At 67.7% G+C, this 25694-nt stretch carries 19 protein-coding genes; 9 read left to right on the top strand and 10 right to left on the bottom strand.

The genetic code is table 11. The annotated features are described in order from the left end of the window. The first annotated feature begins 16 nt into the window (after positions 1-16). From tssK to AC3RCC_RS14515, 6 genes are read left to right on the top strand one after another with little or no spacing between them, the layout of a single operon-like run. Positions 17-1354, top strand: a complete 1338-nt coding sequence (gene tssK, locus AC3RCC_RS14540) for a type VI secretion system baseplate subunit TssK (protein WP_492255714.1) — start codon at positions 17-19, stop codon at positions 1352-1354. Further along, entirely contained in the window at positions 1351-2829 is a 1479-nt protein-coding gene (gene tssL, locus AC3RCC_RS14535) for a type VI secretion system protein TssL, long form (RefSeq protein WP_492255713.1), read from the top strand. The genes tssK and tssL overlap by 4 nt, the downstream gene beginning before the upstream one ends. A gap of 48 nt (positions 2830-2877) precedes the next feature. Next, positions 2878-6525 carry a type VI secretion system membrane subunit TssM gene (gene tssM / locus AC3RCC_RS14530; RefSeq protein ID WP_492255712.1) on the top strand — a complete coding sequence of 1216 codons (3648 nt, stop codon included), beginning with the start codon at positions 2878-2880 and terminating at the stop codon, positions 6523-6525. A gap of 3 nt (positions 6526-6528) precedes the next feature. After that, entirely contained in the window at positions 6529-7233 is a 705-nt protein-coding gene (gene tagF, locus AC3RCC_RS14525; protein ID WP_492255711.1) for a type VI secretion system-associated protein TagF, read from the top strand. Continuing rightward, positions 7230-8024 carry a PP2C family protein-serine/threonine phosphatase gene (locus AC3RCC_RS14520; protein ID WP_492255710.1) on the top strand — a complete coding sequence of 265 codons (795 nt, stop codon included), beginning with the start codon at positions 7230-7232 and terminating at the stop codon, positions 8022-8024. The genes tagF and AC3RCC_RS14520 overlap by 4 nt, the downstream gene beginning before the upstream one ends. Continuing rightward, positions 8021-10075, top strand: coding sequence for a serine/threonine-protein kinase (locus AC3RCC_RS14515; RefSeq protein ID WP_492255709.1), 2055 nt, complete (start codon positions 8021-8023; stop codon positions 10073-10075). Before AC3RCC_RS14520 ends, AC3RCC_RS14515 begins: the two co-directional genes overlap by 4 nt. Before the next feature lie 86 nt (positions 10076-10161). On the opposite strand, the gene AC3RCC_RS14510 is transcribed toward AC3RCC_RS14515, so the two are convergent. From AC3RCC_RS14510 to AC3RCC_RS14495, 4 genes are all read right to left on the bottom strand, one after another. Continuing rightward, positions 10162-11808 (bottom strand): transglycosylase SLT domain-containing protein, encoded by a 1647-nt coding sequence (locus AC3RCC_RS14510; protein ID WP_492255708.1) that lies wholly within the window; start codon positions 11806-11808, stop codon positions 10162-10164. 109 nt (positions 11809-11917) lie between these two features. Further along, on the bottom strand, positions 11918-13465 hold the full coding sequence (locus tag AC3RCC_RS14505; RefSeq protein WP_492255707.1) for a methyltransferase regulatory domain-containing protein: 1548 nt from the start codon (positions 13463-13465) through the stop codon (positions 11918-11920). 43 nt (positions 13466-13508) lie between these two features. Next, positions 13509-14747, bottom strand: a complete 1239-nt coding sequence (locus tag AC3RCC_RS14500; protein ID WP_492255706.1) for an OmpA family protein — start codon at positions 14745-14747, stop codon at positions 13509-13511. Between the two features lie 38 nt (positions 14748-14785). Then, positions 14786-16324 (bottom strand): caspase family protein, encoded by a 1539-nt coding sequence (locus AC3RCC_RS14495; RefSeq protein WP_492255705.1) that lies wholly within the window; start codon positions 16322-16324, stop codon positions 14786-14788. A 142-nt stretch (positions 16325-16466) separates the two neighbouring features. Between AC3RCC_RS14495 and AC3RCC_RS14490 the strand changes: the two genes are divergently transcribed. Genes AC3RCC_RS14490 through AC3RCC_RS14480 form a run of 3 tightly spaced genes read left to right on the top strand, consistent with a single transcriptional unit; the run spans position 16467 to position 20036 of the window. Then, complete coding sequence (locus AC3RCC_RS14490) at positions 16467-17720, top strand: DUF4399 domain-containing protein (RefSeq protein ID WP_492255704.1); 1254 nt, start codon at positions 16467-16469, stop codon at positions 17718-17720. Further along, entirely contained in the window at positions 17717-18199 is a 483-nt protein-coding gene (locus AC3RCC_RS14485) for a DUF4399 domain-containing protein (RefSeq protein ID WP_291645564.1), read from the top strand. The genes AC3RCC_RS14490 and AC3RCC_RS14485 overlap by 4 nt, the downstream gene beginning before the upstream one ends. 49 nt (positions 18200-18248) lie before the next feature. Next, positions 18249-20036 (top strand): SUMF1/EgtB/PvdO family nonheme iron enzyme, encoded by a 1788-nt coding sequence (locus AC3RCC_RS14480; protein ID WP_492255703.1) that lies wholly within the window; start codon positions 18249-18251, stop codon positions 20034-20036. An 81-nt stretch (positions 20037-20117) separates the two neighbouring features. On the opposite strand, the gene AC3RCC_RS14475 is transcribed toward AC3RCC_RS14480, so the two are convergent. The 6 genes from AC3RCC_RS14475 to sufB form a co-directional block, all read right to left on the bottom strand. Next, entirely contained in the window at positions 20118-20456 is a 339-nt protein-coding gene (locus AC3RCC_RS14475) for an SUF system Fe-S cluster assembly protein (protein ID WP_291633100.1), read from the bottom strand. 70 nt (positions 20457-20526) lie between these two features. Further along, on the bottom strand, positions 20527-21765 hold the full coding sequence (locus AC3RCC_RS14470) for a cysteine desulfurase (RefSeq protein ID WP_291645566.1): 1239 nt from the start codon (positions 21763-21765) through the stop codon (positions 20527-20529). Between the two features lie 3 nt (positions 21766-21768). Further along, a complete protein-coding gene (locus tag AC3RCC_RS14465; protein WP_291639681.1) occupies positions 21769-21975 on the bottom strand; it encodes a tautomerase family protein in 207 nt (68 codons plus the stop codon). Next, complete coding sequence (gene sufD / locus AC3RCC_RS14460; RefSeq protein WP_492255702.1) at positions 21975-23324, bottom strand: Fe-S cluster assembly protein SufD; 1350 nt, start codon at positions 23322-23324, stop codon at positions 21975-21977. The genes AC3RCC_RS14465 and sufD overlap by 1 nt, the downstream gene beginning before the upstream one ends. After that, positions 23324-24076 (bottom strand): Fe-S cluster assembly ATPase SufC, encoded by a 753-nt coding sequence (gene sufC / locus AC3RCC_RS14455; RefSeq protein ID WP_291645569.1) that lies wholly within the window; start codon positions 24074-24076, stop codon positions 23324-23326. The genes sufD and sufC overlap by 1 nt, the downstream gene beginning before the upstream one ends. A gap of 136 nt (positions 24077-24212) precedes the next feature. After that, a complete protein-coding gene (gene sufB / locus AC3RCC_RS14450) occupies positions 24213-25685 on the bottom strand; it encodes a Fe-S cluster assembly protein SufB (protein WP_291639676.1) in 1473 nt (490 codons plus the stop codon). Between the last annotated feature and the right edge of the window lie 9 nt (positions 25686-25694).

Genomic DNA, 25694 nt, shown 5'->3' with positions numbered 1-25694 from the left:
AGATAGCGAGAACCGGATGTCGTGGTACAGCAAGGTTGTCTGGTCCGAAGGCCTGTTCCTGCGACCGCACCATCTGCAGCAGAGCGACCGCTACCTCGAAAACCTGCTGGAAAGCCGCGTCAGGCACACCACGCCCTATCCATGGGGGTTTTCGGTGCTGGAGATCGACCGCGACCTCGCCCAGCAGAGCCGCATCGGCCTGCGCCGCGCCGTCGGCGTGCTGCCGGACGGGACCCCCTTCGCCGTGCCGGACAACGCGCCGCTGCCGCCGGCGATCGAGGTGCCGGAGAATGCCGCCGGACAGATCGCCTGGCTCTCCCTGCCGCTCGCTTCCGCAAACACGCGCGAGGTCGAGGACAGCCTGAGCGGCAGCGCCAGCCGCTTCATCCCGGCGACCGAGATGCTGATCGACTCCACCGCATCGCTGCGGATCGAGGAGGAGATCGACATCGCCCATCCGCGCCTTTCGCTCGAACTGCGCAAGACCGCCAAGCCCGGCTATGTCGGCCTCGCCCTCGGCCGCATCCTGGAAGTGCGCGATCGCGCCGTCCTGTTCGACGAAAAATTCGCGCCGCCGCTCCTGATCTGCTCGGCCCACCCGGTCGTCGACGGCTGGATGGACCGGGTCATCGGCTGGATCGACAACAAGCTGGAGGAACTCGCCCGCTACGCCGCCGACCCGACCGCGGGCGGCGGCCTGCAAAGCGCCGACTACTTCATCCTGCAGATGCTCAACCGGCACATTCCGGTGCTGAAGCACATGCGCGGCTCGCGCTTCGTGCATCCGGAGCGGCTGTTCGTGACGCTGCTCGCCATTGCCGGCGAGCTCGCCACCTTCACCACCGCCGAGCGCCGCGCCCGCGACTATCCCGCCTATGATCATGACGATCTCGAGGGTTGCTTCACCCCGGTCGTGCGCGACATCCAGGATTTTCTCTCGGCCCAGCTCGGCCGCCGCGCCATCCGCCTCGAAATCGTCGAGCGCGCGCCCAACGCCTTCATGTCGACGATCCGCGATCGCGCCCTGGTGCGCAATGCGACGCTGATCCTCGAAGTCGCGGCGCGCCGTCCGCTGACCGAGATCCAGGGGCAGTTCCCGCATCTGTTCAAGGTCGGCCCCAACACCAAGATGAACGAGATCGTCCATGCCCATCTGCCGGGCATCAATCTCGTCCATCTGCCGACGCCGCCGCCGCAGATCCGGGCGCTGACCGACCACGTCTATTTCTACCTCGACCGCACCTCGCCGCTCTGGCCGGAGTTCAGCACGGCGAGTTCGATCGGCATGCATTTCTCCGGTGACTGGCCCGATCTCGAAATGGAGCTCTGGGCCGTGCTCGAGGGCAGAAGATGAGCGACAAGGGTTCGCCCTCCGACCCGTTCGGACGCTCGGACCGGACGATCATCAAGCCGAACCCCGCGGGAAGGCGGGCGCCGCCACCCTCGCGCCCCGACCCGCAGCCCGTCAGGCCTGGCTACCCCGTGCCCCCGGCCTCGCCCCATGGCTACGGCCCGTCGACCGCGCCGCAATATCCATCCGGCGCGGCCGGCTCCCCGGGCGTGCCCGGCGCCGGCGAGGAATGGCTCTCGGCGCCGCCGCCCCGGCCCAGCGCGGCATCGCCGCCCGGCCATGTCCCACAGGCCCTACCGCGGCGCGAGCAGATGCTCACGCCCAATGCCAATCCGATGCTCAAGGCGGCCGGCCCGCTTCTCCTGCTGCTCGGGCGCCTGCGCGCCTCGCTGAGCAGCGCCCCGGCCACCCAGATGATCGGCCAGGTCGGCGAAACGATCGAGGCCTTCGAGCACGAGGTCCGGGCAGCAGGCGCCTCGCCCGAGCAGACGCGCACCGCCAAATACATCCTCTGCGCCTTCGCCGACGACATCGTCCAGAACATCCCCGGCGAGGATCGCCATGTCTGGACGCAGTACAGCATGCTCTCGCGCTTCTTCGGCGAACGCACCGGCGGCGTGCGCTTCTTCGAGGAGCTGGAACGCGCCAAGCGGGATCCGTCGGTCAATTACGACCTGCTCGAATTGATGCATGCCTGCCTGGCGCTCGGCTTCGAGGGCATCCACCGCACCTCGGCCGGCGGCGCCGCCAATCTGCAGATGATCCAGCGCAGCCTGTTCGAGACGCTGCGGCGGGTGAAGCAACCCGATCCGGAATTGTCGCCGCGCTGGCAAGGGCAGGCGCTGGTCTCGCGTCTGGCCGGGTTCAGGATCCCGGTCTGGTCGGTCGCCGCCGTCGCCGCCGTCGCGGTGCTCGGCCTCTATTTCATCTTCCGGGCCCTGCTCGGCGGCAAGGCCGAGGCCTCGGCCTCCGCCTTGCTCGCCGTCCATCCCAAGGGCGAGCTTTCGATTGTCCGGAAAGTCTTCGCCAAACCGCCGCCGCCATTACCGCCGCCGGCGCAGCAGCCCAAGATCTGCACCACGGTGCGCCCGCCGATCACCTGCCAGGTCACGCCCAACCTGATCATCGTCCGGCTCGTCGACATCACCCTGTTCGAGCCCGGGCAGGCGGTGGTACGCGACGAGTTCCGCCCGCTGATCGAGCGCATCGCCGCAGTGCTGAACGAGGAAGGCGGGGCGATCAAGGTCGTCGGCCACACCGACAGCCAGCCGATCCGCACCGCGCGCTTCCCCTCCAACCAGCAATTGTCGCTGGAGCGCGCCAAGGCCGTCGGCGAGCTCCTCAAGACCAGGCTGAACCGGAAGGAGCGGATCAGCATCGAGGGCAAGGGCCCCGACGCGCCGATCGCCAGCAATGCCACGCCTGAAGGACGCGCCAAGAACCGCCGGGTCGAGATCCTGATCCAGCGCGAAAGCTAGAGACCGAACGAGCACCGCGAGACCTGCCAAGAGGGAGATCGACACGAAATGAGCGTCGCGATCTGGCTCAGGATCGTCGCAATCGCAGTGGGCACGCTGGCGCTCGCCCTGCTGATCTGGTTCGGCGGCCCCTTCGTCGCGATCGGCGAAGTGCGCCCGTTCGAGCCGCTCTTCGTGCGCCTGCCGCTCGTCCTGCTTCTCGCGATCGGCGCCGGCGTCTGGATCGCCATGATCCTCATCCGGCGGCGCAAGGCAGTGGCTGCGCTGAGCGAGGCGCTGGCCAAGGAGGAAAGCGCGACCGGCGACGGCGCGGCGCTCGGCTCGGCGATGCGCGATGCGCTCGCGACGCTGAAGCGGGCTCGCGGCAAGGATGGCGGCGACTATCTCTACGACCTGCCCTGGTATGTGATGATCGGCCCGCCCGGCGCCGGCAAGACGACGGCGCTGGTCAATTCCGGCCTGAAATTCCCGCTGGCGCGCGGCGGCCAGGCCCCGGCGGCGGTCGCCGGCAATGGCGGTACGCGCTATTGCGACTGGTGGTTCGCCGAGGAAGCGGTGCTGATCGACACCGCCGGGCGCTACACCACCCAGGACACCGACGCCAAGGCCGAACGCGCGGGCTGGCTCGCCTTCCTCGACCTGTTGAAGCAGAACCGCCCGCGTCAGCCGATCAACGGCGTCATGGTCGCGATCAGCGTCGAGGATCTGCTGACCTCGACGCCCGAACAGGTTGCCGCCCATGCCGAGGCGATCCGCGCCCGCCTGCTCGAGCTGAACGAGCGCCTGAAGATCGATTTCCCTGTCTATGCGGTCTTCACCAAGGCCGATCTGATCGCCGGCTTCAACGAGTTCTTCGGCGGGCTCTCCGAGCCGCAGCGCCGCATGGTCTGGGGCCATAGCTTCCAGACCCTCGACAAGACCCGAAACATGATCGGCGACGTTCCGCCGGAGTTCGACGCGCTGATCGAGCGCCTGAACCAGCGCCTCTCCGACCGCCTGCAGGACGAGCCCAATCCGACCGCACGCGCCCAGCTCTTCGGCCTGCCGAGCCAGATGGCGGCGCTGAAGCCGATCATGGTCGACTTCCTCGGCCGCGTCTTCGAACCGACGCGCTACCAGCAGAGCGCGACGCTGCGCGGCTTCTACTTCACTTCGGGCACACAGGAAGGCACGCCGATCGACCAGTTGATCGGCGCGCTCTCGCGCAATTTCGGCAGCGAGCATGCCGGCGCCGGCAGCTTCTCGGGCCGTGGCAAGAGCTATTTCCTGACCGATCTGATCCAGAAGGTGATCATCGGCGAGTCCGGCTGGGTCTCGACCGATCTGCGCGCCATCAGGCGCTCGGCCCTGTTGCGTGCCGCCGGCTTCACCGCGGTGGCGCTCGCCGCAGTAACCCTCACCGGACTGTGGTGGACGAGCTATGCGCGCAACAGCGAGCTGATCAACCAGACCAATTACGCCCTTGCCGACTACCGTTCGAGCGCCGCCCCGGTGCTGCAGGAAACAACGATCTCGGAACGGAATTTCAGCCTTGTCCTGCCGCTGCTGCACAAATTGCGGCACATGCCGGCCGGCTACGCCAACAAGGACGAGCCGACGCCCGTCGCCGCGACCTTCGGTCTGAGCCAGCGCGAGCGCCTGCAATCGGCGACGCAGATCAGCTATCAGGAGGCGCTGGAGCGGATGCTGCGCTCGCGCATCATCTTCCGGCTCGAAGAGCAGCTCGAGGCCAATGCCAACAATCCCGGCTTCCTCTACGAGGCGCTCAAGGTCTATCTGATGATCGGCGGCCGGGCGAAGCTCGACCGCGATCTCGTCCTCGCCTGGATGCGGCTCGACTGGGCCGAGAACCTGTTCCCGGGCGCCGCCAACGCCAAGGGCCGCGAGGCGCTGGAAGAGCATCTCACCGCGCTGCTCGATCTCGACGAGGGCGCCGAGCCGCTGGTCAAGCTCAACCAGACGCTGATCGAGAGCAGCCAGCAGACACTGCGGCGGATGAGCATCGCCGAGCGCGCCTATGAGTTGCTGCGCACGCAAGGGCGCAACGCCAACCGCGACTGGGTCGCGGCGCAGCGCGGCGGCTCGGATGTCCGGCTCGTCTTCGAGGGGGTCTCAGGCGAGGATCTCGATACGATCCGGGTGCCCTATTTCTACACCTATGACGGCTTCCAGAACGCCTTCGTCGACCGCCTCGGCGATATCGGCGAGCGCATCGAGAAGGAGCGCTGGGTCCTCGGCGAGAATGTCGACCAGGCGGCGATCACTTCGCAATATGCTAGTCTTTTCCAAGATCTTATGAAGCTTTATTCACGCGATTTCATAGCGTCGTGGCAGCGCGCCCTGCGCCGGTTGAAGCTGCGCCCGCTCAATGCCGACAAGCCGAAATACGTGGCGCTCTCGGCGATCGCCGCACCGACCTCGCCCTTCAAGCAAGTGCTGGAATCGGTCCGCGACGAGACGCAGCTGACCAAGGAGCGAGCCGCCCGCCGGCCGACCGCCACGCAGGCGGCGGCACAGGCCGGCAAGGAGGCCGCAGCCAAGACGCTGGAGGAGCGGGCCAATGCGGCACTCGGCCGGCTCGGCACCTCCCTGCCGCTGAGCGCGCCGGGGGTAGACCGCGTGCTATCGGCCGGCAGCGAGGCGCTCGGCGCCAATATCGAGGCCGGCTTCAAGCAGTACCATGTCCTGGTCGACGGCGATCTCGGCCGCCGGCCGGTCGACCAGGCGCTGCAGATCTTCGCCGAGATCAACCAGAACCTCGCCATGGCGGCGACCACCCCGGCCCAGTCGGCGGCGGCGAACGCGGCGATGGTGCCATTGATCGCCTCGCTGCGCGGCAACTCCTCGCGCTACCCTGCCCCGTTCGATGCGATGATCGTCTCGGCGGTCAATGATTTCGAGGGCGACGCCACCAGCGCCACCATCTCTCTGCTGCGCCAGGCGCTCGGCGACGAGGTCAGCCGCACCTGCACCAATCTTCTCGCCAATCGCTACCCCTTCACCAAGGGCAGCACCCGCGACATCGCCCTCTCCGACTTCGCGCAGCTCTTCGCGCCCGGCACCGGCGCCATGGACAAGTTCCTGAAGGAGCGGCTCGACCCCTATATCGACAAGTCCGGCGCGCAATGGAGCTGGCGCGCCGACAGCCGCGTCGCCCGCTCGCTCTCGCCGACGACCTTGCGCGAGTTCCAGCGCGCCAGCGACATTCGCGAGGCCTTCTTCCCGACCGGCGGCAACCTTCCCTCCTTCCAGATGGTGGCGGTGCCGACCGCCCTGTCCTCCGACGCCTCAGGCGCCAAGCTCGAGATCAACGGCTTCACGGTGGCGAGCCAGCAGGGCGTCAACACGCCGACGCCGGTGATGTGGCCGGGCGCCGGGCTGGCGCGGACCTCGATCACCCTAACGCTCGGTGGCGGCGCCGGCAGCAACAATGCCGGCGGCATCTTCGGTGGCGGCTTCTTCTCGAACAGCCCGACCCCGGCCGCGCCGAGCGAGGTCAAGCTGTTCGAGCGCGATGGCGTCTGGTCGTTCTTCCGGCTGCTCGATACCGGCTCGGTGCTGCGCCAGGGCGACAATGTCGTGTTCACGCTCGCCTCCGGCGGCCGACAGGTCGGCTACCAGTTCGGCGTCGGCTCGCTGAAGAACCCGCTGGTGCTGCCGGCGCTGCGCGAAATCCGCTGTCCGACGGGGATTTGAGCCATGGCGTGCGGGCTGTTCGGAAAGCTGCCGGGCAAGCGCGACTTCATCGCCCTGGGGGCGCCCACGGCCTTTCTCTCGGTCTACGAGCCCTGGCTCCAGGGTGGGCTGACCGCGAGCCGACTCGATCTCGGCGCCGGCTGGCAGGACGCCTTCCTGCACGCGCCGATCTGGCGCTTCTGGCTCGGCTCGGCCTATGGCGGCAACACCGTCGCCGGGGCCTTCATGCCCTCGGTCGACGGCATCGGCCGTTATTTCCCGCTCACGGTCTTCGCGGTCGCGGGTCCGGGCGCGGCGATCCCGCCGCCCGAAACCGACCCGCAGGATGCCTGGTTCGAGCGCGCCGAAGATTTCCTGCTGAATGCGCTGGAGCCCGAAGCGAGCTTCGAGGCCGTTGCCGAGGCGCTAGCCCAGTTGCCGGTTCCGAACGACGAGCTGAAGGCCGCCCCGCCTGCCGACATGGTCAGGCTGTCCGACGGTACGATCGTCAGCGCGCTCGACCCGGCGACCTTCCCGGCCCGGCTGGCCGCACTGCGGGTCGAGGACCATACGCGCTCCTATGCCCATGCCTGCTATCTCTGGACCGTCGGCGGCGAGAACTTCGAGCCGCTCGCCTTGGTCGGCCAGGCTCTGCCGAGCCCCTATCTGTTCAGCGGCCTCCTGACCGGCCGCTTCGACGCCTTTCTCGGTGCGGGAGCAGCGTCATGAACCATGCCGGCCCAGCCCCTCCCTTCGAGACCGGCGCGATCAGCCATCCCGGCCGTGTGCGCAGCCATAACGAGGACAATCTCGTGACGCGGCCCGAATTCGGGCTCTGGGCCGTCGCCGACGGCATGGGAGGACACGAGAACGGCGCCATGGCAAGCGCCACCGTCGCCGCCGCGCTCGACGGCATCGGTGCCGCGAGCTCAGCCGCCGACCTTCTGGCACGGCTGGAACGGAGCGTGCTCGCCGCCAATGCCGAGCTGCGCCGCCGGGCCCACGAACAGGCGGGCGCGACCATGGGCTCGACCCTCGCCGTCCTGTTGGTGCACGGCAGCCATTTCGCCTGCGTCTGGTCGGGCGACAGCCGGATCTACCTCGTCCGCCACGGCTACATCACCCAGATCTCGCGCGATCATACCGAGGCGCAGGACATGCTGGATCGCGGCCTGCTCAGCGCCGAGGAGGCGCGCAACTGGCCGCGCCGGCATGTGATCACCCGCGCCATCGGCGTCCACGATCTGCCCTCCCTCGACATCGACCATGGCGAACTCGAAGGCGGCGACACCTTCGTGCTCTGCTCCGACGGCCTGACCGGACATGTCGAGGATGACGAAATCCTGCGCGCCGCATCCGGCGCTGATGTCCAGGGCGCTTGCGACGCACTGCTCGCGCTGACGCTGGAGCGCGGCGCGACCGATAATGTCACCGTCGTGATTGTCCGCTATCATCAGGATCGCCGCGTACAGACGCGCTGGATGCCGAACATGCGTCAGCCGAAGAACGAGGCCCCATGACCGATTCCGAGCGCACGATCATCATGCCGCGCAACGGACTGTCAGTCGGCACGCGGCTGAACGGCATCTATGAGATCGAGCGCCTGATCGCGGTCGGCGGCATGGGCGAGATCTACAAGGGCCGCGCCATCCAGACCGGCGACGCGGTGGCGATCAAGATGGTCCGCCCTGACATGGCGCAGGACGAGGCGGTCGTCACCCTGTTCCGCAAGGAAGCGGCGGCGCTGCACAATGTCTACAACGAGGCAATCGTCCGCTATTACGTCTTCACCGTCGATCCCGCGACGCAGGCGACCTATCTCGCCATGGAGTTCGTCGACGGGCAGTCGCTGTCAGAGCGGCTCAAGCAGGGAGCGCTGCCACCGGAGGAAGTCGACCTGCTACGCCGGCGCATCGCCAGCGGCCTGCATGCTGCACATATGCTAGGGATCACCCATCGCGACGTCTCGCCCGACAATATCATCCTGCCCGGCGGCCAGGTCGCGCGCGCCAAGATCATCGATTTCGGCATCGCCAAGTCCAGCCTACTGGGCGAAAAGACCGTCATCGGCACCGGTTTCGCCGGCAAATACAACTATGTCTCGCCCGAGCAGCTCGGCCTGTTCGGCGGCGAGGTCACCGGAAGATCGGACATTTACAGCCTCGGCCTCGTCCTCGCCGAGGCGCTTGGCGGCCGGCCCCTCGACATGGGCGGCACCCAGATGCAGATCCTGGAGAAGCGTCGGCGCGTGCCGGACCTTGCCGCGGTCGACAAGAGCCTGCGGCCGCTGCTGGCTCGCATGCTAGCACCCGACCCCAAGGATCGGCCCGCCGACATGGCGGAGGTCGCTTCCTGGCAGTTGAAGGGACAGAGGAATGCCGGCGGCGTCGGAGGCGGCGGCCTTGCCTGGAAAGCGCTCGCCGGTGCGGCCACCTTCACCGTGCTCGCCGTTGGCGGCTTCCTCGCCTGGCAGCTGCTCGGACAGGGCGGCAGCCCGGCGACAGCCCCTGACCCACCCGTGCTCGCCGGCCGCAGCGATGCGCCGCCCGTGCCGAGCCTGCAAGGCGTGGCTCCGGAGCCGCAACAGGCCCGCCCGAACGAAACGGCAGCCTCCCCACAACCGCCAGCCGGCAGCTTCGCCTCCGAGCGCCAGCAGCCGCAGCAACCGCCCTCGCAGCGCCCGCCAGCCCCCGCCTCCAGCCCGGCGCCGACGCCTGCGCCCGCGGCACCGTCTCAAAGTAGCGCGCGAGCAGAAGCTCCGCCGACTCTGAGCCCGCCACCGGCAGCCCAGATCCAGGTCCCGCCTCCAGCCCAGTTGCCGCCCGTCGCCATTCCTCCTCTCACCGTTCCTCCTGCCGTTCCTCCTGCCGCCACCCCGCCGGCGCCGGAGAACAAGACGGCGACCAATATGGTCGACCAGCCCCTCGCAGAACGCGAGCCGCGCACGCCAGCGGAACGCATCGAGCGCTATATCGCGACCTACGATGGCGGCGCCTGCTTCTTCCTCTGGCCGACCTCGGTCGGCGACAGGCGCGCCGCGATCGAGGGCTTCGGCAGCTCCGCGCCGCCCTTCGTCGCCTTCGACGGCGCCTTCAAGCGGGCGCAGGGCTTCGAGGCGCAGATCAGCCTCCGGTCGATCACCACGGCGCAATGTCCGATGGTCGATTTCCTGCGTCAGCTCGGGCGCGGCATAGATCGCAGCCCTGTCATGCAGATCGGCGCCTTCACCATGAAGAGCGGCGACACGCTGAGCGGCACCGTCGAGAGCGATCCGAAGCAGAACCTCGCTGTCCTGCTCGTCGGCGATGACGGGCTTGTCTACAACCTCGCCAGCTTCACGCGCCGCGAGGGCGGCAAGGCGAGCTTCACCCTCAAGCTCGAATCGACGGCTGCTTCCGGCGCTCCGGTCCGTCCGCAAGCCGTCATCGCCCTTGTCAGCCAGGCGCCGCTGCCTTCGCTCGCTGGGCCCAATCCAGCGCCGGCCGGTGACGTTTTCCCGAGCTTGCGGCAAGATGTTTCACGCCTCGGCGGCAGGATCGGCGTCGGCATCAAATATTTCAGGATCGAGTGAACGCAGGCGCATCAATCCCGGGGCACTGCGATCCGCGGCGACGACCGGAACCCTGCTTCCGCGGGCCGGCCAGCCGGGGCCGGTTCCTACCGTGATGGGCTTCGCGCCGGAGCCGGCGGGGCGCCGCCGCGCACCACCTTGTAGCGGTCGAGGCGCACCTTGATCATCTCGTTGAACTTCTTGTGCACCTCCGAGACCGAGAGCGTCTTGGTCTCGCCGCCGGCCTCGGCATAGAAGATCGGCCGGTTGGCCTGCGCCGGACGCGGCAGCAACTCGGCCGCGCTGGCGCCGGGCGTCTCCTCCATGGTCTCGATGAAGGTCTGCGCCGCATCCGGGCCGAGGAAGTGGATCAGGTAGATCTCGCCGCCGGTGAGGTGGCGCCCCATCGCCTTCTCCAGTCGCAGCGTGTCGCGCTTCAGCATCTCGGCGGCGAGCAGGGCCGAGAGATAGGGCTCGCGCCTGAGGTCGAGGATGCGCTGGCGCTCATTGGCGTCGGCGACCACGAATTGCCGGCCATTGCGCGTGACCAGCGCAGCCTCGGCGACCATGCCGTGCTTGCGGCCGAACTCGAAGACGACGCCGAGCCAGGTCTGCTCGATGAACTGGTAGAGCCCGGTCGCCGAGGAGGTCTTCGCCTGGACCGTGGTCGAGAACGAGGATTCCTTGTCGGCGACCGCCATCAGCAGGGTCGGGTCCGCCCCGACGACCCGCCCCGCCCGCACGATGATGTCGACCAGATGCCGGCGGATGCGGATCGGCCCGAAGGTCAGGATCTGGTCGGGATCGCCGCCAATGGTGATCGGCGCCCGCGGCAATTGCTGGCGCGGCACGGCTGCCGGAGCCGGCACGGCGCCGGGCCTGGCAGGCAGCTTCGGCGGCACCAGCAGGATGTTCGAAGGCGGCAGCACCGGCAGCGGCAAAGCCGGCACCTGCGGCGATGCCCCGGAGGCTTCGTCCGCCGACTGTTCGGTCAGAGCCGCCAGCGAGGGATCGTTGCTGAGCGCAAACTGCGTCGCCTGCCGCGCCGCTTCAAGATCGCCCTCGACCGAGGACAGGATCAACGAGGGGCGCATCGGCGCCTGCAGCGAAGGCGCGTCGACCGTCTCGGCGGGCGCGAAATCGGGATCGGGAGCCGGCGCAGGAGCTGGTGTCAGCGTCGCAACCGCCACGCCCGCCATCACCGCCACGACGACGCTCCCCGCGCCCGCCAGCGCCAGCAGCCGGGCCCGGCCTGCGCCATCCGCCGAAATCGCCGCGCCCTGCAATGCTTTACGCGGCAAGGCATTCCGCGCGGTGCCCGCAATGCCCAGCGCCGGGACCAGGCCGGCGCCGCCCGCCACTGCCTTGCGGGCGGCCGTGAACCAGCCGGCCCCGTCCTTGGCGGCGGCGTCGAGTTCTCCGACCATCCGGCGGGCTTGCTCGTTCGAGATGCCCGCCTCGCGTTCCAGCACCGCCGCCGCCTTGGGCCCCTGCTCCGCCAGCAGCCTGATCGCGAAGAACCAGAGCTGCAGCGAGGTCCGACGGCTCTCCAGCGGTGTCCCGGCACAGGGCGAGACCAGGAAATTGCAGTACCCGCAGGCATAGGCGCGCAGCTTGAGGCGCGGCACGAAGGCGGAAACCCGGCCGCAGGCGGGACAGGCGATGCTGATGCCGCCCCGGCTCGCCTGCATCATCGCCTCGAGGCAGGCATCCTCCCGGAACGCGGCCTGGAACTGCTTGAAGCGCTGGCTCATGCCTCGCTACCGCCGGCGATATCGGCCGCGCCCGCGAGCCCGCGGCCCGACAGCCGCCCTCTGCTCGGACGACGCAGAAGGATACGCGTGGAACGGGTCAGCGACAATGTCAGCCCGCCAGCAGGCCGAGCCGGGCGACGTCGCGCAGATGCATTTCGACCTCCTCCGCCGTCGCGCGCCGGGGAAGGTCCGCGGCGTCACGCCCCGCAGCATGCGCCTCGGCCAGGAAGGCGTTCATCTCGGCCAGCAGCATCGGCGCCGTCCGCGTGCCGTCGAGCAGGCTGACGAATTTGCGCACCACGACGCCATCCAGCGCCACGGCGCGGTGGCGCAGATCGGTGACCTCGTTGCCGGCCAGCGCCTGCCGCCGTGCCAGCAGGCTCGCCACCGGACGCTCGCCGACGGCCGTGATGAGCCGGTGCGGCTCCAGGCTGATCTCCAGCAGGCCGGCCCGATAGATCGCCGCCAGCGCCTCGTTGAGCCGGCCGGTCTCGCGCCCGATATCGGGACCGAGGCTGTCCCTGGCTTCGTCCAGAGCGCTCGCGACGAGCTCGGCATGGCCGATGCTGCCGGGCCAGGCCTGGCCGAGCACCCGCAAGGCCGCCTTTGCGCTTTCGAGGTCGACGGCAAGCCGGACGTCGCTACCGAACAGGAACCCGCCGACGCCGGGCCTGTCGTCCTTCTCCTCGGCCTCGCGGACATTCGCGGCGAGATGATAAGAGGCGAGCGTAAAGCGCGAGAAGCCGCGCTGGAGCGCGATATCCGAGCGACAAAGCAGCGTCTGGCGGAAGCAGCGTCCGATCAGAAGGTCGAGCGACTGCTCCTGGCGCAGCGGCTCGTCGACCGGGATCGCGTTCAGGATCTGCTGGGCTGGCCCTTGCGCCCCGCCGAAATTATTGGGGAACGAGGCCTCGGCGAGGAATTGCAAGCCGTGCGGCGCTGCGGCGTCCAGCACCTCGTGCAGCGCGAACGCCCGCGCCCCGGGATTGAGATCGTCATGGTAGAGGACATTGTCCGGGATCTCGTCGATCTGCTGCAGGCGCTCGCGCAGCGCCGCCCCGTAGAAGGAGCCGGGATCGGTCGCCTCGGCGAAGCGCTTGATCGCGGCCCGCGCGACACGGACCCGCTCCAGCGGCTCCTCGATGTCGCGCGTCTCGTAGAGCATGATGTCGCGGGCAAGATCGCGCAGCCGGCAACCCGGCAGGGCGTTGTAGCTGACATAGGCGATCCCCTGAGGCCGCAGCAATTCGCCGAACAGCGCCAGGATGCGCTCGCGCACGAAGGGCGGCACCCAGGAATAGACGCCGTGCACCAGGATGTAGTCGAACGTTCCAAGGCCGGCATCCGCCGCCATGATGTCGAGATGGTGGAAAGCGATGTTGTCGAGACCGAGTTCGCCGGCCTCGGCCTTGGCCCGGGCGATCGCGCTGGCACTGAGGTCAATGCCGACGAAGCTGGCGCCGGGCGATTGCAGCGCCATCGGGATCAGATTGCCGCCGCTGCCGCAGCCGAGCTCCAGTACCCGCATCGTCGCCGTCGGCGCCGGCTGCATGCCGTGGAAATGCGCGATCGTCGCCAGATGCCCGGGATGGGTCTGCGAGAAGGCATGGCCGGGATAGGCGACGGCGTCATAGGGGTTGGACTTGCTCGCGCTCATCAAGGCAATCCATCCGCCACGCTCGCCTCCCGCCTGGTCACGCTCAGCAGCCGATCACCTTGAACTCGACCCTGCGGTCGAGCGCGTCGCTGGCATCGTCCTTGCCGGTCCCGATCAGGTTCTCGTTGAAGCCCTTTCCGGTGGCGATCATGCGGTTGCGGCTGTCCGGAACGCCCGCCTGGAGCAGCTCCATCACATATTGCGCCCGCAGCACCGAAAGCCGCTCGTTGAGATGCTGTGTGCCGGTACGCGAGGTGTGTCCGACGATCTCGAGGCAGGCGTCCTTCTGCCTGGCGCGCGTCGCGATCTGGCTCAGCCACATCGGATAGGGTTCGGTGATCTGCGGATTGGCGATGAACTGCGTCGACCCCGGCTGGAACAGCAGCTTGACCATGAGCTGGTTGCTCGCGAGGCCGCTGTCGACGAGGTCGCCGAAGGCGTCGACCGCGTCCTCGCTGCGCCCGAGCTTGCTGGCGGCGAGATAGGCGCCGACCCGCACGCGATGCTGGTCGCCGCCCGGCAGCGTCCGCGCCGTACGGTAGAAGGCCAGCGCCTCGCGATAGCGCCTGGCCTCGTATTCGAGGATGCCGTCATTGATCAGAGCGGCGGCGTTCAGGCGCTCGAGATAGACCGGGTCGATCGGCTCGCCGAGCCTGGTCCCTTGGCAGACCTTGATATAGGCCTCGGTCGCCGGGTCCTTCGTCCATAGCGGCGCGTCGCGGTAATAGGTCGTCGGCGTCACGTCGACGCCCTCGGGGCGGGCCCGGGCGACGCCCTTCGAGACGACGCGCTTCGACTTCAGATCGGCGAGCGTCAGGCAGATCCGATAGGCATCGCGCGCGCCCTTGGCATCGCCGGCATTGTTCACAGCCGTGAAGGTCCCGATCAGGACGACCGGCTCGCGCGCCAGGCTCTCCGTCGTGAATGGCTGCAGGCGAAAGCGTGGATAGGATGCCCCGACGATATCGGAAAGCGTCTGCTGCATGGAGCGCGTCGAGGTCGACTGCGCCCCGGAAATGCCGTCGATCAAGGGGTCGATCACCAGATCGACCCGCTCGCCGGAGAGCTCGGCCTTGCCGAACAGATCGGCAGCCGCCCGCTGCAGGGCCTCGGCGAACGGGATCGGTGCAGGCGCGGCCGCAGCGGGCGGCGGCGATACTGGCGCGGGTGCCTGGGCAACGGCCACGACTGTGACGCCGAGCAAGGCAAGGAGCCCGCAACCCGCCAGGGCAGCGGGCCTCATTGCGCCATAAGCCGACGCCGGCACCGGGGCTGCGCTCATCCAGCTTGCTCCACCATCACCGCTCCGCGGGCCTCAGCTCAGCGGCAGCCCTTCAGCGCATTGCCGCCGCCATCGCCGAGCTGGGCCCGCATCAAATCCTCGGTACAGTCACGCGCGCCGTTCGGCCGCCGGTTCTTGCTGGCGCGTGCCGGAGCCGGAGGCTCGCCGCCGCCGAGCAAGACATCCGTCGACCTGCGGTCGAGGACCGTGCGCTCCTGAGGCGGCACCGGTCGCGCCTCCTGCCGGGTCGGACGAGCGCTCGGCAAGAGCGGCTTCTCGGGCACCGGCAACTCCTTGACGGCAGCACCGGCGCTGATCCGTGCCGCGACCGCCTTTTCGCGGTCCTGGCGCTCCTGGGACAGCCTGGCCTTCTCGGCCTCGAGCGAAGCGAGTTCCTGCTCGCGCCTGGCGAGCTCCTTGGCGAGCCGCTCGCGCTCGCCTGCATCCGAAGGCTTTGCCGCCGGCACGCTCGCGGAGGCCGGCGCCTGCGTCGGCCTATCGGCCGGCCGCGGCAGCGAGCGCTCGGCATCGGTCTTGCCCGCGTCGCGGCCGGCGAGATCGGTGGCGGCCTGCTGCCGGCTCTTCTCGGCCTGCTGGACCCGTTCCAGCAACGCCTTCTCGCGCGCCGCGAATTCGCTCTCCAGTTTCGCGCGCTCGCTCGTCGCGAAATTGCGACGTTCGAGCAGATCGAGCCTCGTCTTTGCGTCGACCGCGAAGAAGCTCGCGGGGAAGCGCTGGATGAAGGCCTTGATCTCGGCGGCATTGTCGCTGCTGCGCAGCCGCTTCCAGATATCGGCGTCGGTCTCCTCCCGGTTCAGGTAGAAGTCGCCGAGCAGGGAGAGCGACAATTCGGGCGTCTGCCTGCCGCCGGTCGCGTCATAGACCGCCTTCTGGACCCGGCGGAACATGGTGGCGATCTCGAGTCCCGGCTGCTTCATCTCCTGGACCAGCGCCGCCGTGAACGGGCTGTTGCGCCCGGCCCCATCGGCCGCGACGTCATTGGCCTGCGTCGCATAGGCCGTGACCATGCCTTGCGCCCGCGCGATCGGCGCGAGGCCCGAGCCGACCGAAAAGCCGCGCGTCGCCTGCTTCTTCGAGAGCTGGGCGACGAAGGGATTGTTGCGGCAGGCGTCGAGCACCATGATCTTGACGCCCTTGGCGAAGCCGAGCGCAGTGATCACCTCGCTGAGCTTGAGCGTCTCGTACTGGACCGAGACCTCGTCATCGATCCTGGCCTCGAGCGGAACCAGGAAGTTCTCGCCGTTGAACTGGAAGCCGTGGCCGGCATAGTAGAACATCACCGCATCGGCATCCTGGGCCAGCCGGGCGAAGCGGGCCAGCGCCTGGTCCATGCCGCGCTTGTCGAGGTCGAGCCCGTCGACGACCTCGAAGCCGAGCTTGCGCAGGGCCTCGGCGGTATCGCGCGCATCATTGACCGTGTTCGGCAAAGCGGGTGCGTTCTTATAGGTCGAGTTGCCGATCACCAGCGCGACGCGGCGATCCTGTGCCAGCGCTGGCAAGGCCAACGTCTGCAATAGAAGAGCGGCCAGTGCACAGAGCTTGAACGCGATGTTCATGGCACCATTCCCTGCGTCAACCTAAAGAAAGACGCGTCAAAAATCCAGACCTGCCCCTTGTCGCCACCCGCACTCTGCTTGCCCCTGCGACTGGGGCCTGATAGCTTTTTTCCTCCATGCCGCGCCCTCGGGAAGAGCGCCGATGCAGGGTATTCGGCTCAGGCTTGTTGTCGGCATTTCAGCGGTTCTCGCCGCGCTGGCGAGTTCGGCCATGGCGCAGGAACGAGCACGGCCGCGCAGCCCTGCGCCGGCGGCGGCCAGGGTTTCCTTCATCGATCTGCGCGACAAGGCCAAGGTTCCCGCCAAACTCCTGGTGCGTTTTTCCGTCACCGGCATGGAGATCGCCCCCGCCGGCAGCCCGCGCCGCAACGCCGGCCATCATCACCTGCTGATCGACACGGAGCTGCCGCCGCTCGGCCAGCCGATCCCGAGCGATTTCAACCATCTGCATTTCGGCGGCGGCCAGACCGAAGCGGAGATCCTGCTTTCGCCCGGCCGCCACAGCTTGCAGCTGCTCTTCGCCGATCACGATCACGTGCCTCATGATCCGCCGGTGATGTCCGAGAAGATCACCGTCGAGGTCGAAGCCGCGCCGCTAGAGAAACCGCGCACCGCCGCGGCGCCGAACGCCCGGGTGTTCTTCATCGGCCTGCAGGATGGCGCGACGATCCCGGCCCGCTCCATCGTCCGCTTCGGCAGCGAGAACATCGCGATCGCAGCTGCCGGCACGAAGCAGGACAATGCCGGCCACCACCATCTCCTGGTCGACACCGAACTGCCGCCGCTCGACCGCGAGATACCCAGCGACTTCAACCATCTGCATTTCGGCCGCGGCCAGACCGAGACCGAACTCAGCCTATCGCCGGGCGAGCACACGCTGCAGCTCCTCTTCGCCGACCACGAGCACGTCCCGCACGATCCGCCGGTGATGTCGCAAAAGATCCGGGTGCGTGTCGAAGCGGCCGCGGCGGCGCAGCCTCTTTCCGCGGCACAGGCTGCGCCGGGCAAGCCCGGGCGCACGCCCGCTCCCAACGACGCCGCAGTCTACTTCATCTACCCGCGCAATGGCGCGACGATCTACGCGACCTCGACCATCCGCTTCGGGTTGCGCAATATGGGCGTGGCTCCGGCCGGTGTCGCCAAGCCCAATACCGGCCATCACCATTTGCTGATCGACGTACCGACGCCGCCGCTCGACGTCGCCATCCCCAGCGATCTCAATCATCTCCACTTCGGCAACGGCCAGACCGAGCGGAAGATCACCTTGCCGCCCGGCCGGCACAGCCTGCAGCTCATCCTCGGCGACGATCAGCACGTGCCGCACGATCCGCCGGTCCTATCCGAGCGGATCGAGGTCTTCGTCGGCAATCCCCGGAAGCGGAGTGCGCGTCGATGAGGGCGCCTGTCCGCACTGCCGGCTCTGATGCCACCTTCCGCATGTGGCGGCTGTCCGCACTGTTCGGCCTCGCCCTGCTCTGCCCGCTGCTCGCGGCCACCAGCCCGTCGGCGCAGACGGCGCAGCGCCAGCCATCGCCGCGCGGTGCGCTGCTCTACTTCCATTATCCACTCGACGGCCTGCGCGTACCGGAACGCTTCACGGTGCGGATGGGGCTGAAGGAAATGGGCATCGCGCCGGCCGGCATCGACAAGCCGCTGACCGGTCATCACCATCTGCTGATCGATGTCGAGCCACCGCCTGCGGATCAGCCTATCCCGGCCGACTACAACCACATCCATCTCGGCAATGGCCAGACCGAGGTCGTCGTCACCCTGCCCAAGGGCACGCATACGCTGCAATTGCTGCTCGGCGACCATCTGCACATGCCGCATCGGCCGCCGGTAATGTCTCAGAAGATCACAGTCTATGTTCGCTGAAGCTTCACGCCCGTGACGGCGCGGGCGGCCTGTCGGAGTGCTGAACCGCATGTCCTGGTACCGCCGGCTCACTCCCCTGCTTCTGGCATTGGCCGCCTGGCTGGCTCAGACATGGTGGCTTTCCCCGCCGGCCCTCGCTCAGGCCGGGGCGACCCCGGCCCGGCTGGCGCTGGTCATCGGTAACGCCGCCTATCGCGAAGCGCCCCTGGCCAATCCCGTCACGGATTCCCGCGCCGTCGCCGAGGCGCTGCGGCAGGGCGATTTCGATGTCACCATGGTCGAGAACGCCGATCGGGCCGGGCTGGAGCGGGCGTTGGCCGCCTTCCGGGAGAAATTGACCCGCGGCGCCCATGTCGTGGTCTTCTATGCCGGGCATGCCGTCCAGCACCGCGGCCGCAACTTCCTCGCTGCGGTCGACGCCAACATTCGCTCGCCAGGCGATCTCGGTCGCGATGCCTCCGATTTCGACGGTCTGCTCGACGCGCTGATCGTCAGCCGGCCGGCGAGCGCTGTGGTCGTCCTCGACGCCGCCCGCGACAATCCCTGGCAGGCGGCCCTCGGCAATCGCAAGGGCCTGGCGCCGATCGAGCCGCTGGAGAACATCGCCGTGATGGCGCCGGTCGCACCGGGGCGCACCCAGGCCGAGACGCCCGGCCGCACCGACCCGTCGATCGCGGAATGGCTCAAGGCGATCCGCACGCCCGGGCTCGACATGGCTGCTGCGCTGACCCGCACCCGCGATGCGGTTGCCCGCGCCACGCGGCGCAAGCAGCAAGTCTGGATCTCGTCGCCGCCTGCGGCCGGGCTGGTCGTGACGCCGAACGGCAAGCCGGCCGCCATCGCCCAGGCGACCCGCGGCGTCATCATGGCGCCGCCGCCGCCCGGCCCGCAATCCGACCAGCTCGGCCCCTATGAGCTCTCCTTCTGGGAAACCATCCGCAACAGCGAGAACCCGGCCGAGTACCGCGCCTATCTCGACGCCTATCCGAATGGCCGCTTCGCCAGCCTCGCCCGGACGCGGGAGGAGTTCTACCGCACCCGCGGCCAGGCGCGGCCCACCAGCCCGGCTCCCGCCCAGACGGCGAGCGCCACGCAAGCCCGGCCCGGCGCGACGCCGGCACCCGCCAGGCCCCTGCGCGATTGCGAGGATTGCCCGGAACTCAGCCTGATCCCGGCCGGCACATTCGAAATGGGCTCGAACGAGATGTTCGAGTTCGAGAAGCCGGTGCGCTCGGTCGCGATCGGCCGGCCCTTCTATATCGGCACCCGCGAAGTGACGTTCGCGGAATGGGATGCCTGCGTCGCCGAGGGCGGCTGCAGCCACCGCCCGAGCGACCGTAATCTCGGGCGCGGCCGACGGCCGGTCACCGACATCCACTGGAACGATGCCGGCGCCTATGTCGTCTGGCTCTCGCTCAAGACCGGGCGGAAATATCGCCTGCCGACGGAGGCGGAATGGGAATACGCCGCCCGTGCCGGCACCACCACCAGCTACCCCTGGGGCAACACGATCGACAAGGAAAAGGCCAATTGCGTCGGCTGCAACGCCCAGCCGCGACGCCAGGCGATCGAAGTCGGCCAGTTCGCGCCCAACGGCTTCGGCCTCTACGACATGGCCGGCAACGCCGCCGAATGGGTGGCCGATTGCTGGAGCGAGAGCTACCGCTCCTCGCCGCGCGACGGCAGCGCCTATTCGCCGCCGGGCTGCCGCGAACGCGTGCTGCGCGGCGGCTCCTTCAACAATGATCCGCGCTATCTGCGCTCGGCCGCGCGCTTCAAATACGAAAGCGATGTGCGCTTCTATACCAATGGCTTCCGCGTCGTCCGCGAGCCCTGACACAGCTGCGTCCCGGCCGTAAACGAAGAAGACCGCCGCATCGGCAGCGGCCTTCTTCCTGTCCCGAGCCGAAGTCCGGCTTCACCACATATCGAGCGCGACGCGTGCCTCGTCCGACATGCGCGACTGGTCCCAGGGCGGATCGAAGGTCATGTTGACCGTGACCGAGGCGACGCCGGGCACGGCACCGACCGCGTTCTCGACCCAGCCCGGCATCTCGCCGGCGACCGGGCAACCCGGTGCCGTCAGCGTCATGTCGATGGTGACCTGGCGATCATCGGCGATGTCGACGCGATAGATCAGCCCGAGTTCGTAGATGTCGGACGGGATTTCCGGATCGTAGACCGTCTTCAGGGCCGCGACGATATCGTCGGTCAGCCGGTCGATCTCCTCCGGCGGCAGGCCGGTGCTGGCGCCCATCGTGGGCGCGTTCGGCTTGATTTGCTCGGCAGTGTCGCTCATGGCGCTTCCAATTCAGGCAATCGGCGGTTCAGGAGAACAGGTCTTCCGCCTTGCGCAGGGCCTCGACCAGCTTATCGACTTCTTCGAGCGTGTTGTAGAGGCCGAACGACGCACGGCAGGTCGATGTCACCCCATATCGGGCGAGCAGCGGCATCGCGCAATGGGTCCCCGCCCTGACGGCGACGCCGGCCCGGTCGATCACCGTGGCGACGTCATGCGCATGGGCGCCCTTCATCTCGAAGGCGATGATCGCGCCCTTCTCCCGGGCCTTGCCGAAAATGCGGACCGAATTCATCTCTCCGAGCCGCTGCATGGCATAGTCATGCAGCCTCGCCTCGTGCGCGGCGATGTTCTCGCGACCGAGCGCCATCATGTAGTCGAGCGCGGCACCGAGGCCGACGGCTTCGACGATCGCGGGCGTGCCCGCCTCGAAGCGATGCGGCGGATCATTATAGGTGATCGCATCCTCGCTGACGGTGACGATCATCTCGCCGCCGCCCTCATAGGGCGGCAGCTTGGCGAGCCATTCCCGCTTGCCCCAGAGCACGCCCGAACCAGTCGGCCCATAGGTCTTGTGGCCGGTGAAGGCGTAGAAGTCGCAGCCCAGAGCCTGCACGTCGACCGGCATATGCACGGCGCTCTGGCTGCCGTCGACGACCAGCGGGATACGGTAGCTCTGGCAGATCTTGGCGATCTCGGCGATCGGCACGACGGTGCCGATCGCATTCGACATATGCGTCAGCGCCACCACCTTGGTGCGCGGCGAGATCAGCTTCTCGAACTCCTCGACGAGGAAATTGCCATCCTCGTCGACCGGCGCCCATTTGATCACGGCGCCATGGCGCTCACGCCAGTAATGCCAGGGCACGATGTTGGAATGATGCTCCAGGATCGAGAGAATGATCTCGTCGCCTTCCTGGATCTTGAGATGCCGGCCGAGCGAAGACGCGATCGCGTTCAGCGCCCCGGTCGAGGAGCGCGTGAACACGATCTCCTCGAGATGGGCGGCGTTGAGGAAGCGCCGGGCGCTCTCGCGCGCGGCCTCGAAGGCCTCGGTCGAGGCATTGGCGAGGTAATGCAGGCCGCGATGGACATTGGCATAGTCCTCGCGCATCAGCCTGGTCATCGCCTCGATCACCGCCTCGGGTTTCTGTGCCGAGGCGGCATTGTCGAGATAAACCAGCTTCTTGCCATAGACCTCGCGCGAAAGGATCGCGAAATCCTTGCGGATAGCCTCGACGTCGTAGGGCTTCGCGATCGCGTTCATGGCTCAGGCCTTTCCGGGCTCGGGCTGCCGATCGGCCACCAGCGTGCCGGCATGCCCCCAATCATCGCGCTCAATCTCCTGGATCACGATATGGGTGTTCTGCGGGTTCTTGCCGAGTACGCGCACCAGAGTCTGCGTGAACTCCTTGACGATCTCGGCCTTCTGCTCGCGGCTCGCGCCCTTGGTGATCTGCAGATTGACGTAAGGCATCAGACTGTCTCCAGCTTCGGTGCCGCCTCGCGCTGCGAGAGCCAGCGGTCGATCTCGCGCATGACGATCTCGCGCACCGCCTCGTCGCTGACGAACTCGGTGACCTCGCCGGCGAAGGCGGTGAGCACCAGCGCCTCGGCCTGCGGCCGCGGCAGGCCGCGCGCCATCAGGTAGAAGAGCTGCTCGGCATCCATCTGCGCGACCGTCGCGCCATGGCCGCAGACCACGTCGTCGGCGAAGATCTCGAGCTCCGGCTTGTTGAACATCGTCGCGCCGTCATTGAGCAGCAGCGCATTGCTCTTCATGCCGCCATCGGTCTTCTGCGAGTGCGGGCGGACGATGACCTTGCCCTGGAAGACGCCGGTGGCCTCGCCCTCGATGATGTTCTTGAACAGCTCGCGGCTTTCGCCATGGGCGGCCGCATGGTCCATCACCAGCGTGACGTCCGAGTGCTCCTGCTTGCGCAGCAGGTTGATGCCGCGCAGTGCCGCCCGGCTGTGCTCACCGGCATAGCGCACGAAGCCCTGCTGGCGCAGCATGCCGCAGCAGGTCGCGAGCGCGACCGAGGCGAAGCTGGCATGCGCGCCGACCTCCGCCAGCAGCGACTGCACCAGCACCGTCTCCGGCCGCTGGCGCGTGACGAGGCGGACATGTTCGACCTCGGCCTTGTCGCCGACCACGAAGGACAGCGCGCTGTTGACCTGGTTCGGGGCCGAGCCGACGCTCTCGCATTGCTCGACGACCGTGGCCTTCGCCCCGGCGCCGACCGTGACCAGCACGCGGGAGTACTGCGCGGTTTCCTTCGCACCGGAATTGATCCCGAGCAGCAGGATCGGCCGCGCGAGCTCCACGCCAGGCGCGATCTCGATGACCATGCCGTCCCGTGCGAAAGCGGCGTTGAGCATCAGGGCGCTGTCGTCGCGCGCCACCTCCGGCAGCGCCAGCGCTGCGGCCATCGCCTCGGGCGCCTCCGTCAGGGCCTCGGCGAGGCTGCGGACGGTGACGCCCTCGGGCAGCGTGTCGAGGTCGGAATCGGCCGGGCTGAAGATGCCGTCGATGCTGACCAGACGCGGACCGGGGATGGTCTGGATCGCGAGCCGGTCAGCCACCGCCTGAGGACGCTCGGAGCGGCGCGCCAACGGCATCGCCTCGCGCACGAGCGAGCGCAGATCGGTGTAGCGCCAGGATTCGAGCCGGCGATGCGGCAGGCCCTTGGCTTCGAAGCCGGCAAAAGCCTCCTCGCGCAGCTTGCGCACGGGGCCGGCACCCGGCAGCTCCGCCTTCACATTGGCGAACTGCTCGGCGAGCTGCTGCTCGGCCGCGGTCTTGAGCGGGGTGATGATCGCCATTACGCGGCCTCACCATAGGACGCATAGCCGCTCTTCTCGAGCTCGAGCGCCAGCTCCTTGCCGCCGGTCCGGACGATCCTGCCATTCGACATCACATGCACCGTGTCGGGCACGATATGGTCGAGCAGGCGCTGATAGTGGGTGATGACCAGGAAGCCGCGATTCTTGGCGCGCAGCGCGTTGACGCCGTCGGCGACGATCCGCAGCGCGTCGATGTCGAGGCCGGAATCGGTCTCGTCGAGGATGCACATGGACGGCGCCAGCAGCGCCATCTGCAGGATCTCCATCCGCTTCTTCTCGCCGCCGGAGAAGCCGACATTGAGTGGCCGGCGCAGCATATCACGAGCGATGCCAAGGCCATCGGCCGCAGAGTTGACCTGCTTGATGAAGTCCGGGGTCAGCAACTCGGCTTCGCCACGCGCCTTGCGCTGCGCGTTCATCGCCGCCTTCAGGAAGGTCATGGTGGCGACGCCTGGGATCTCCAGCGGGTACTGGAAGGCGAGGAAGATACCGGCGGCGGCGCGGGCATCGGCCTCCATCTCCAGCAGGTTCTCGCCATTGAGCAGGATCTCGCCGTCGAGGACCTCATAGTCCTCCTTGCCGGCGATGACATAGGACAGGGTCGACTTGCCGGAGCCGTTCGGCCCCATGATGGCGGCGACCTCGCCGGCGTTCACGGTGAGGTTGAGGCCGTTGAGGATCTGCTTGTCCTCGTCGGCGATCTTGACGACCAGATTGCGAATTTCGAGCATTTGTTTCGTTCTTTCGTGAGCCCTCATCCTGAGGAGCGCGCGCAGCGCGCGTCTCGAAGGATGCGTTTCAAAAGCAAACCCAGCATCCTTCGAGACGCCGCCTTCGGCGGCTCCTCAGGATGAGGGCTGGTGAAAATCAGCCGACCGAGCCTTCCAGCGAGATCGTGATCAGCTTCTGCGCCTCGACGGCGAACTCCATCGGGAGCTGCTGCAGCACCTCCTTGACGAAGCCGTTGACGATCAGCGCCACCGCTTCCTCTTCCGAGAGGCCGCGCTGCTGGCAGTAGAACATCTGATCCTCGCCGATCTTCGACGTGGTCGCCTCGTGCTCGAAAATCGCGGTCGCGGTCTTGGCCTCGATATAGGGGATGGTGTGCGCGCCGCACTGGTCGCCGATCAGCAGCGAGTCGCAGTTGGTGAAATTGCGCGCATTCGTCGCCTTGCGATGGGCCGAGACCATGCCGCGATAGGTCGAGTCGGATTTTCCGGCCGCGATACCCTTGGCGATGATCTTCGACGTCGTGTTCTTGCCGAGATGCAGCATCTTGGTGCCGCTATCGACCTGCTGGGCCCCGGTCGAGACCGCGATCGAGTAGAACTCGCCGCGCGAGCCGTCGCCGCGCAGGATGCAGGACGGATACTTCCAGGTGATCGCCGAGCCGGTCTCGACCTGCGTCCACGAGATCTTCGAGTTCTTGCCGCGGCAATCGCCGCGCTTGGTCACGAAGTTGTAGATGCCGCCCTTGCCCTCGGCATCGCCGGGATACCAGTTCTGGACGGTCGAGTACTTGATCTCGGCATCGTCGAGCGCGATCAGCTCGACCACCGCCGCATGCAGCTGGTTCTCGTCGCGCTTGGGCGCCGTGCAGCCTTCGAGATAGCTGACATAGGAGCCCTCGTCGGCGATGATCAGCGTCCGCTCGAACTGGCCGGTATTCTGCTCGTTGATGCGGAAATAGGTCGAGAGCTCCATCGGGCAGCGCACGCCCTTGGGGATATAGACGAAGGAGCCGTCGGTGAAGACGGCGCTGTTCAGCGTCGCGAAGTAGTTGTCGGTCACCGGCACCACGGTGGCGAGGTACTTCTTCACCAGCTCGGGATGCTCGCGGATCGCCTCGGAGATCGAGCAGAAGATCACGCCGGCCTTGGCCAGCTCCTCCTTGAAGGTGGTGACGACCGAGACGGAATCGAACACCGCGTCGACCGCGACCCGGTTCTCCGGCGCGACGCCGGCGAGGATCTCCTGCTCGCTGAGCGGGATGCCGAGCTTCTTATAGGTCTCCAGGATCGCCGGATCGACCTCGTCGAGCGACTTCGGCGAAGCACCCGTCTTCGGCGCGGCGTAATAATACAGGTCCTGATAGTCGATCGGCGGGTACTGCACGCGCGACCAGTTCGGCTCGGTCATGGTCTTCCAGCGACGGAAGGCGTCGAGCCGCCATTCCAGCATCCATTCCGGCTCGTTCTTGCGCGCCGAGATGTAGCGGACCGTGTCCTCGGTCAGGCCCTTGGCGGGCTTGTCGACTTCGAGTTCCGTCACGAAGCCGTACTTGTATTCGGTCACGTCGATCGACTTGACCTGGTCGATGGTCTCCTGGACCGCTGCCATTTCTACTCT

The organism is Allobosea sp. GW823-FHT01F03, assembly GCF_058798075.1.
This window is presented reverse-complemented; position numbering and strand designations above follow the sequence as displayed.

Excerpts from the sequence above, each read along its gene's own strand:
- AC3RCC_RS14480 (WP_492255703.1), top strand. The coding sequence starts at position 18,249 with ATGTCCTGGTACCGCCGGCTCACTCCCCTGCTTCTGGCATTGGCCGCC.
- tssL (WP_492255713.1), top strand. The coding sequence starts at position 1,351 with ATGAGCGACAAGGGTTCGCCCTCCGACCCGTTCGGACGCTCGGACCGG.
- sufB (WP_291639676.1), bottom strand. The coding sequence starts at position 25,685 with ATGGCAGCGGTCCAGGAGACCATCGACCAGGTCAAGTCGATCGACGTG.
- sufD (WP_492255702.1), bottom strand. The coding sequence starts at position 23,324 with ATGGCGATCATCACCCCGCTCAAGACCGCGGCCGAGCAGCAGCTCGCC.
- AC3RCC_RS14495 (WP_492255705.1), bottom strand. The coding sequence starts at position 16,324 with ATGAACATCGCGTTCAAGCTCTGTGCACTGGCCGCTCTTCTATTGCAG.
- AC3RCC_RS14520 (WP_492255710.1), top strand. The coding sequence starts at position 7,230 with ATGAACCATGCCGGCCCAGCCCCTCCCTTCGAGACCGGCGCGATCAGC.
- AC3RCC_RS14505 (WP_492255707.1), bottom strand. The coding sequence starts at position 13,465 with ATGAGCGCGAGCAAGTCCAACCCCTATGACGCCGTCGCCTATCCCGGC.
- AC3RCC_RS14465 (WP_291639681.1), bottom strand. The coding sequence starts at position 21,975 with ATGCCTTACGTCAATCTGCAGATCACCAAGGGCGCGAGCCGCGAGCAG.
- tagF (WP_492255711.1), top strand. The coding sequence starts at position 6,529 with ATGGCGTGCGGGCTGTTCGGAAAGCTGCCGGGCAAGCGCGACTTCATC.
- AC3RCC_RS14475 (WP_291633100.1), bottom strand. The coding sequence starts at position 20,456 with ATGGGCGCCAGCACCGGCCTGCCGCCGGAGGAGATCGACCGGCTGACC.
- AC3RCC_RS14490 (WP_492255704.1), top strand. The coding sequence starts at position 16,467 with ATGCAGGGTATTCGGCTCAGGCTTGTTGTCGGCATTTCAGCGGTTCTC.
- AC3RCC_RS14500 (WP_492255706.1), bottom strand. The coding sequence starts at position 14,747 with ATGAGCGCAGCCCCGGTGCCGGCGTCGGCTTATGGCGCAATGAGGCCC.
- tssK (WP_492255714.1), top strand. The coding sequence starts at position 17 with ATGTCGTGGTACAGCAAGGTTGTCTGGTCCGAAGGCCTGTTCCTGCGA.
- AC3RCC_RS14470 (WP_291645566.1), bottom strand. The coding sequence starts at position 21,765 with ATGAACGCGATCGCGAAGCCCTACGACGTCGAGGCTATCCGCAAGGAT.
- tssM (WP_492255712.1), top strand. The coding sequence starts at position 2,878 with ATGAGCGTCGCGATCTGGCTCAGGATCGTCGCAATCGCAGTGGGCACG.
- AC3RCC_RS14510 (WP_492255708.1), bottom strand. The coding sequence starts at position 11,808 with ATGAGCCAGCGCTTCAAGCAGTTCCAGGCCGCGTTCCGGGAGGATGCC.
- AC3RCC_RS14485 (WP_291645564.1), top strand. The coding sequence starts at position 17,717 with ATGAGGGCGCCTGTCCGCACTGCCGGCTCTGATGCCACCTTCCGCATG.
- AC3RCC_RS14515 (WP_492255709.1), top strand. The coding sequence starts at position 8,021 with ATGACCGATTCCGAGCGCACGATCATCATGCCGCGCAACGGACTGTCA.
- sufC (WP_291645569.1), bottom strand. The coding sequence starts at position 24,076 with ATGCTCGAAATTCGCAATCTGGTCGTCAAGATCGCCGACGAGGACAAG.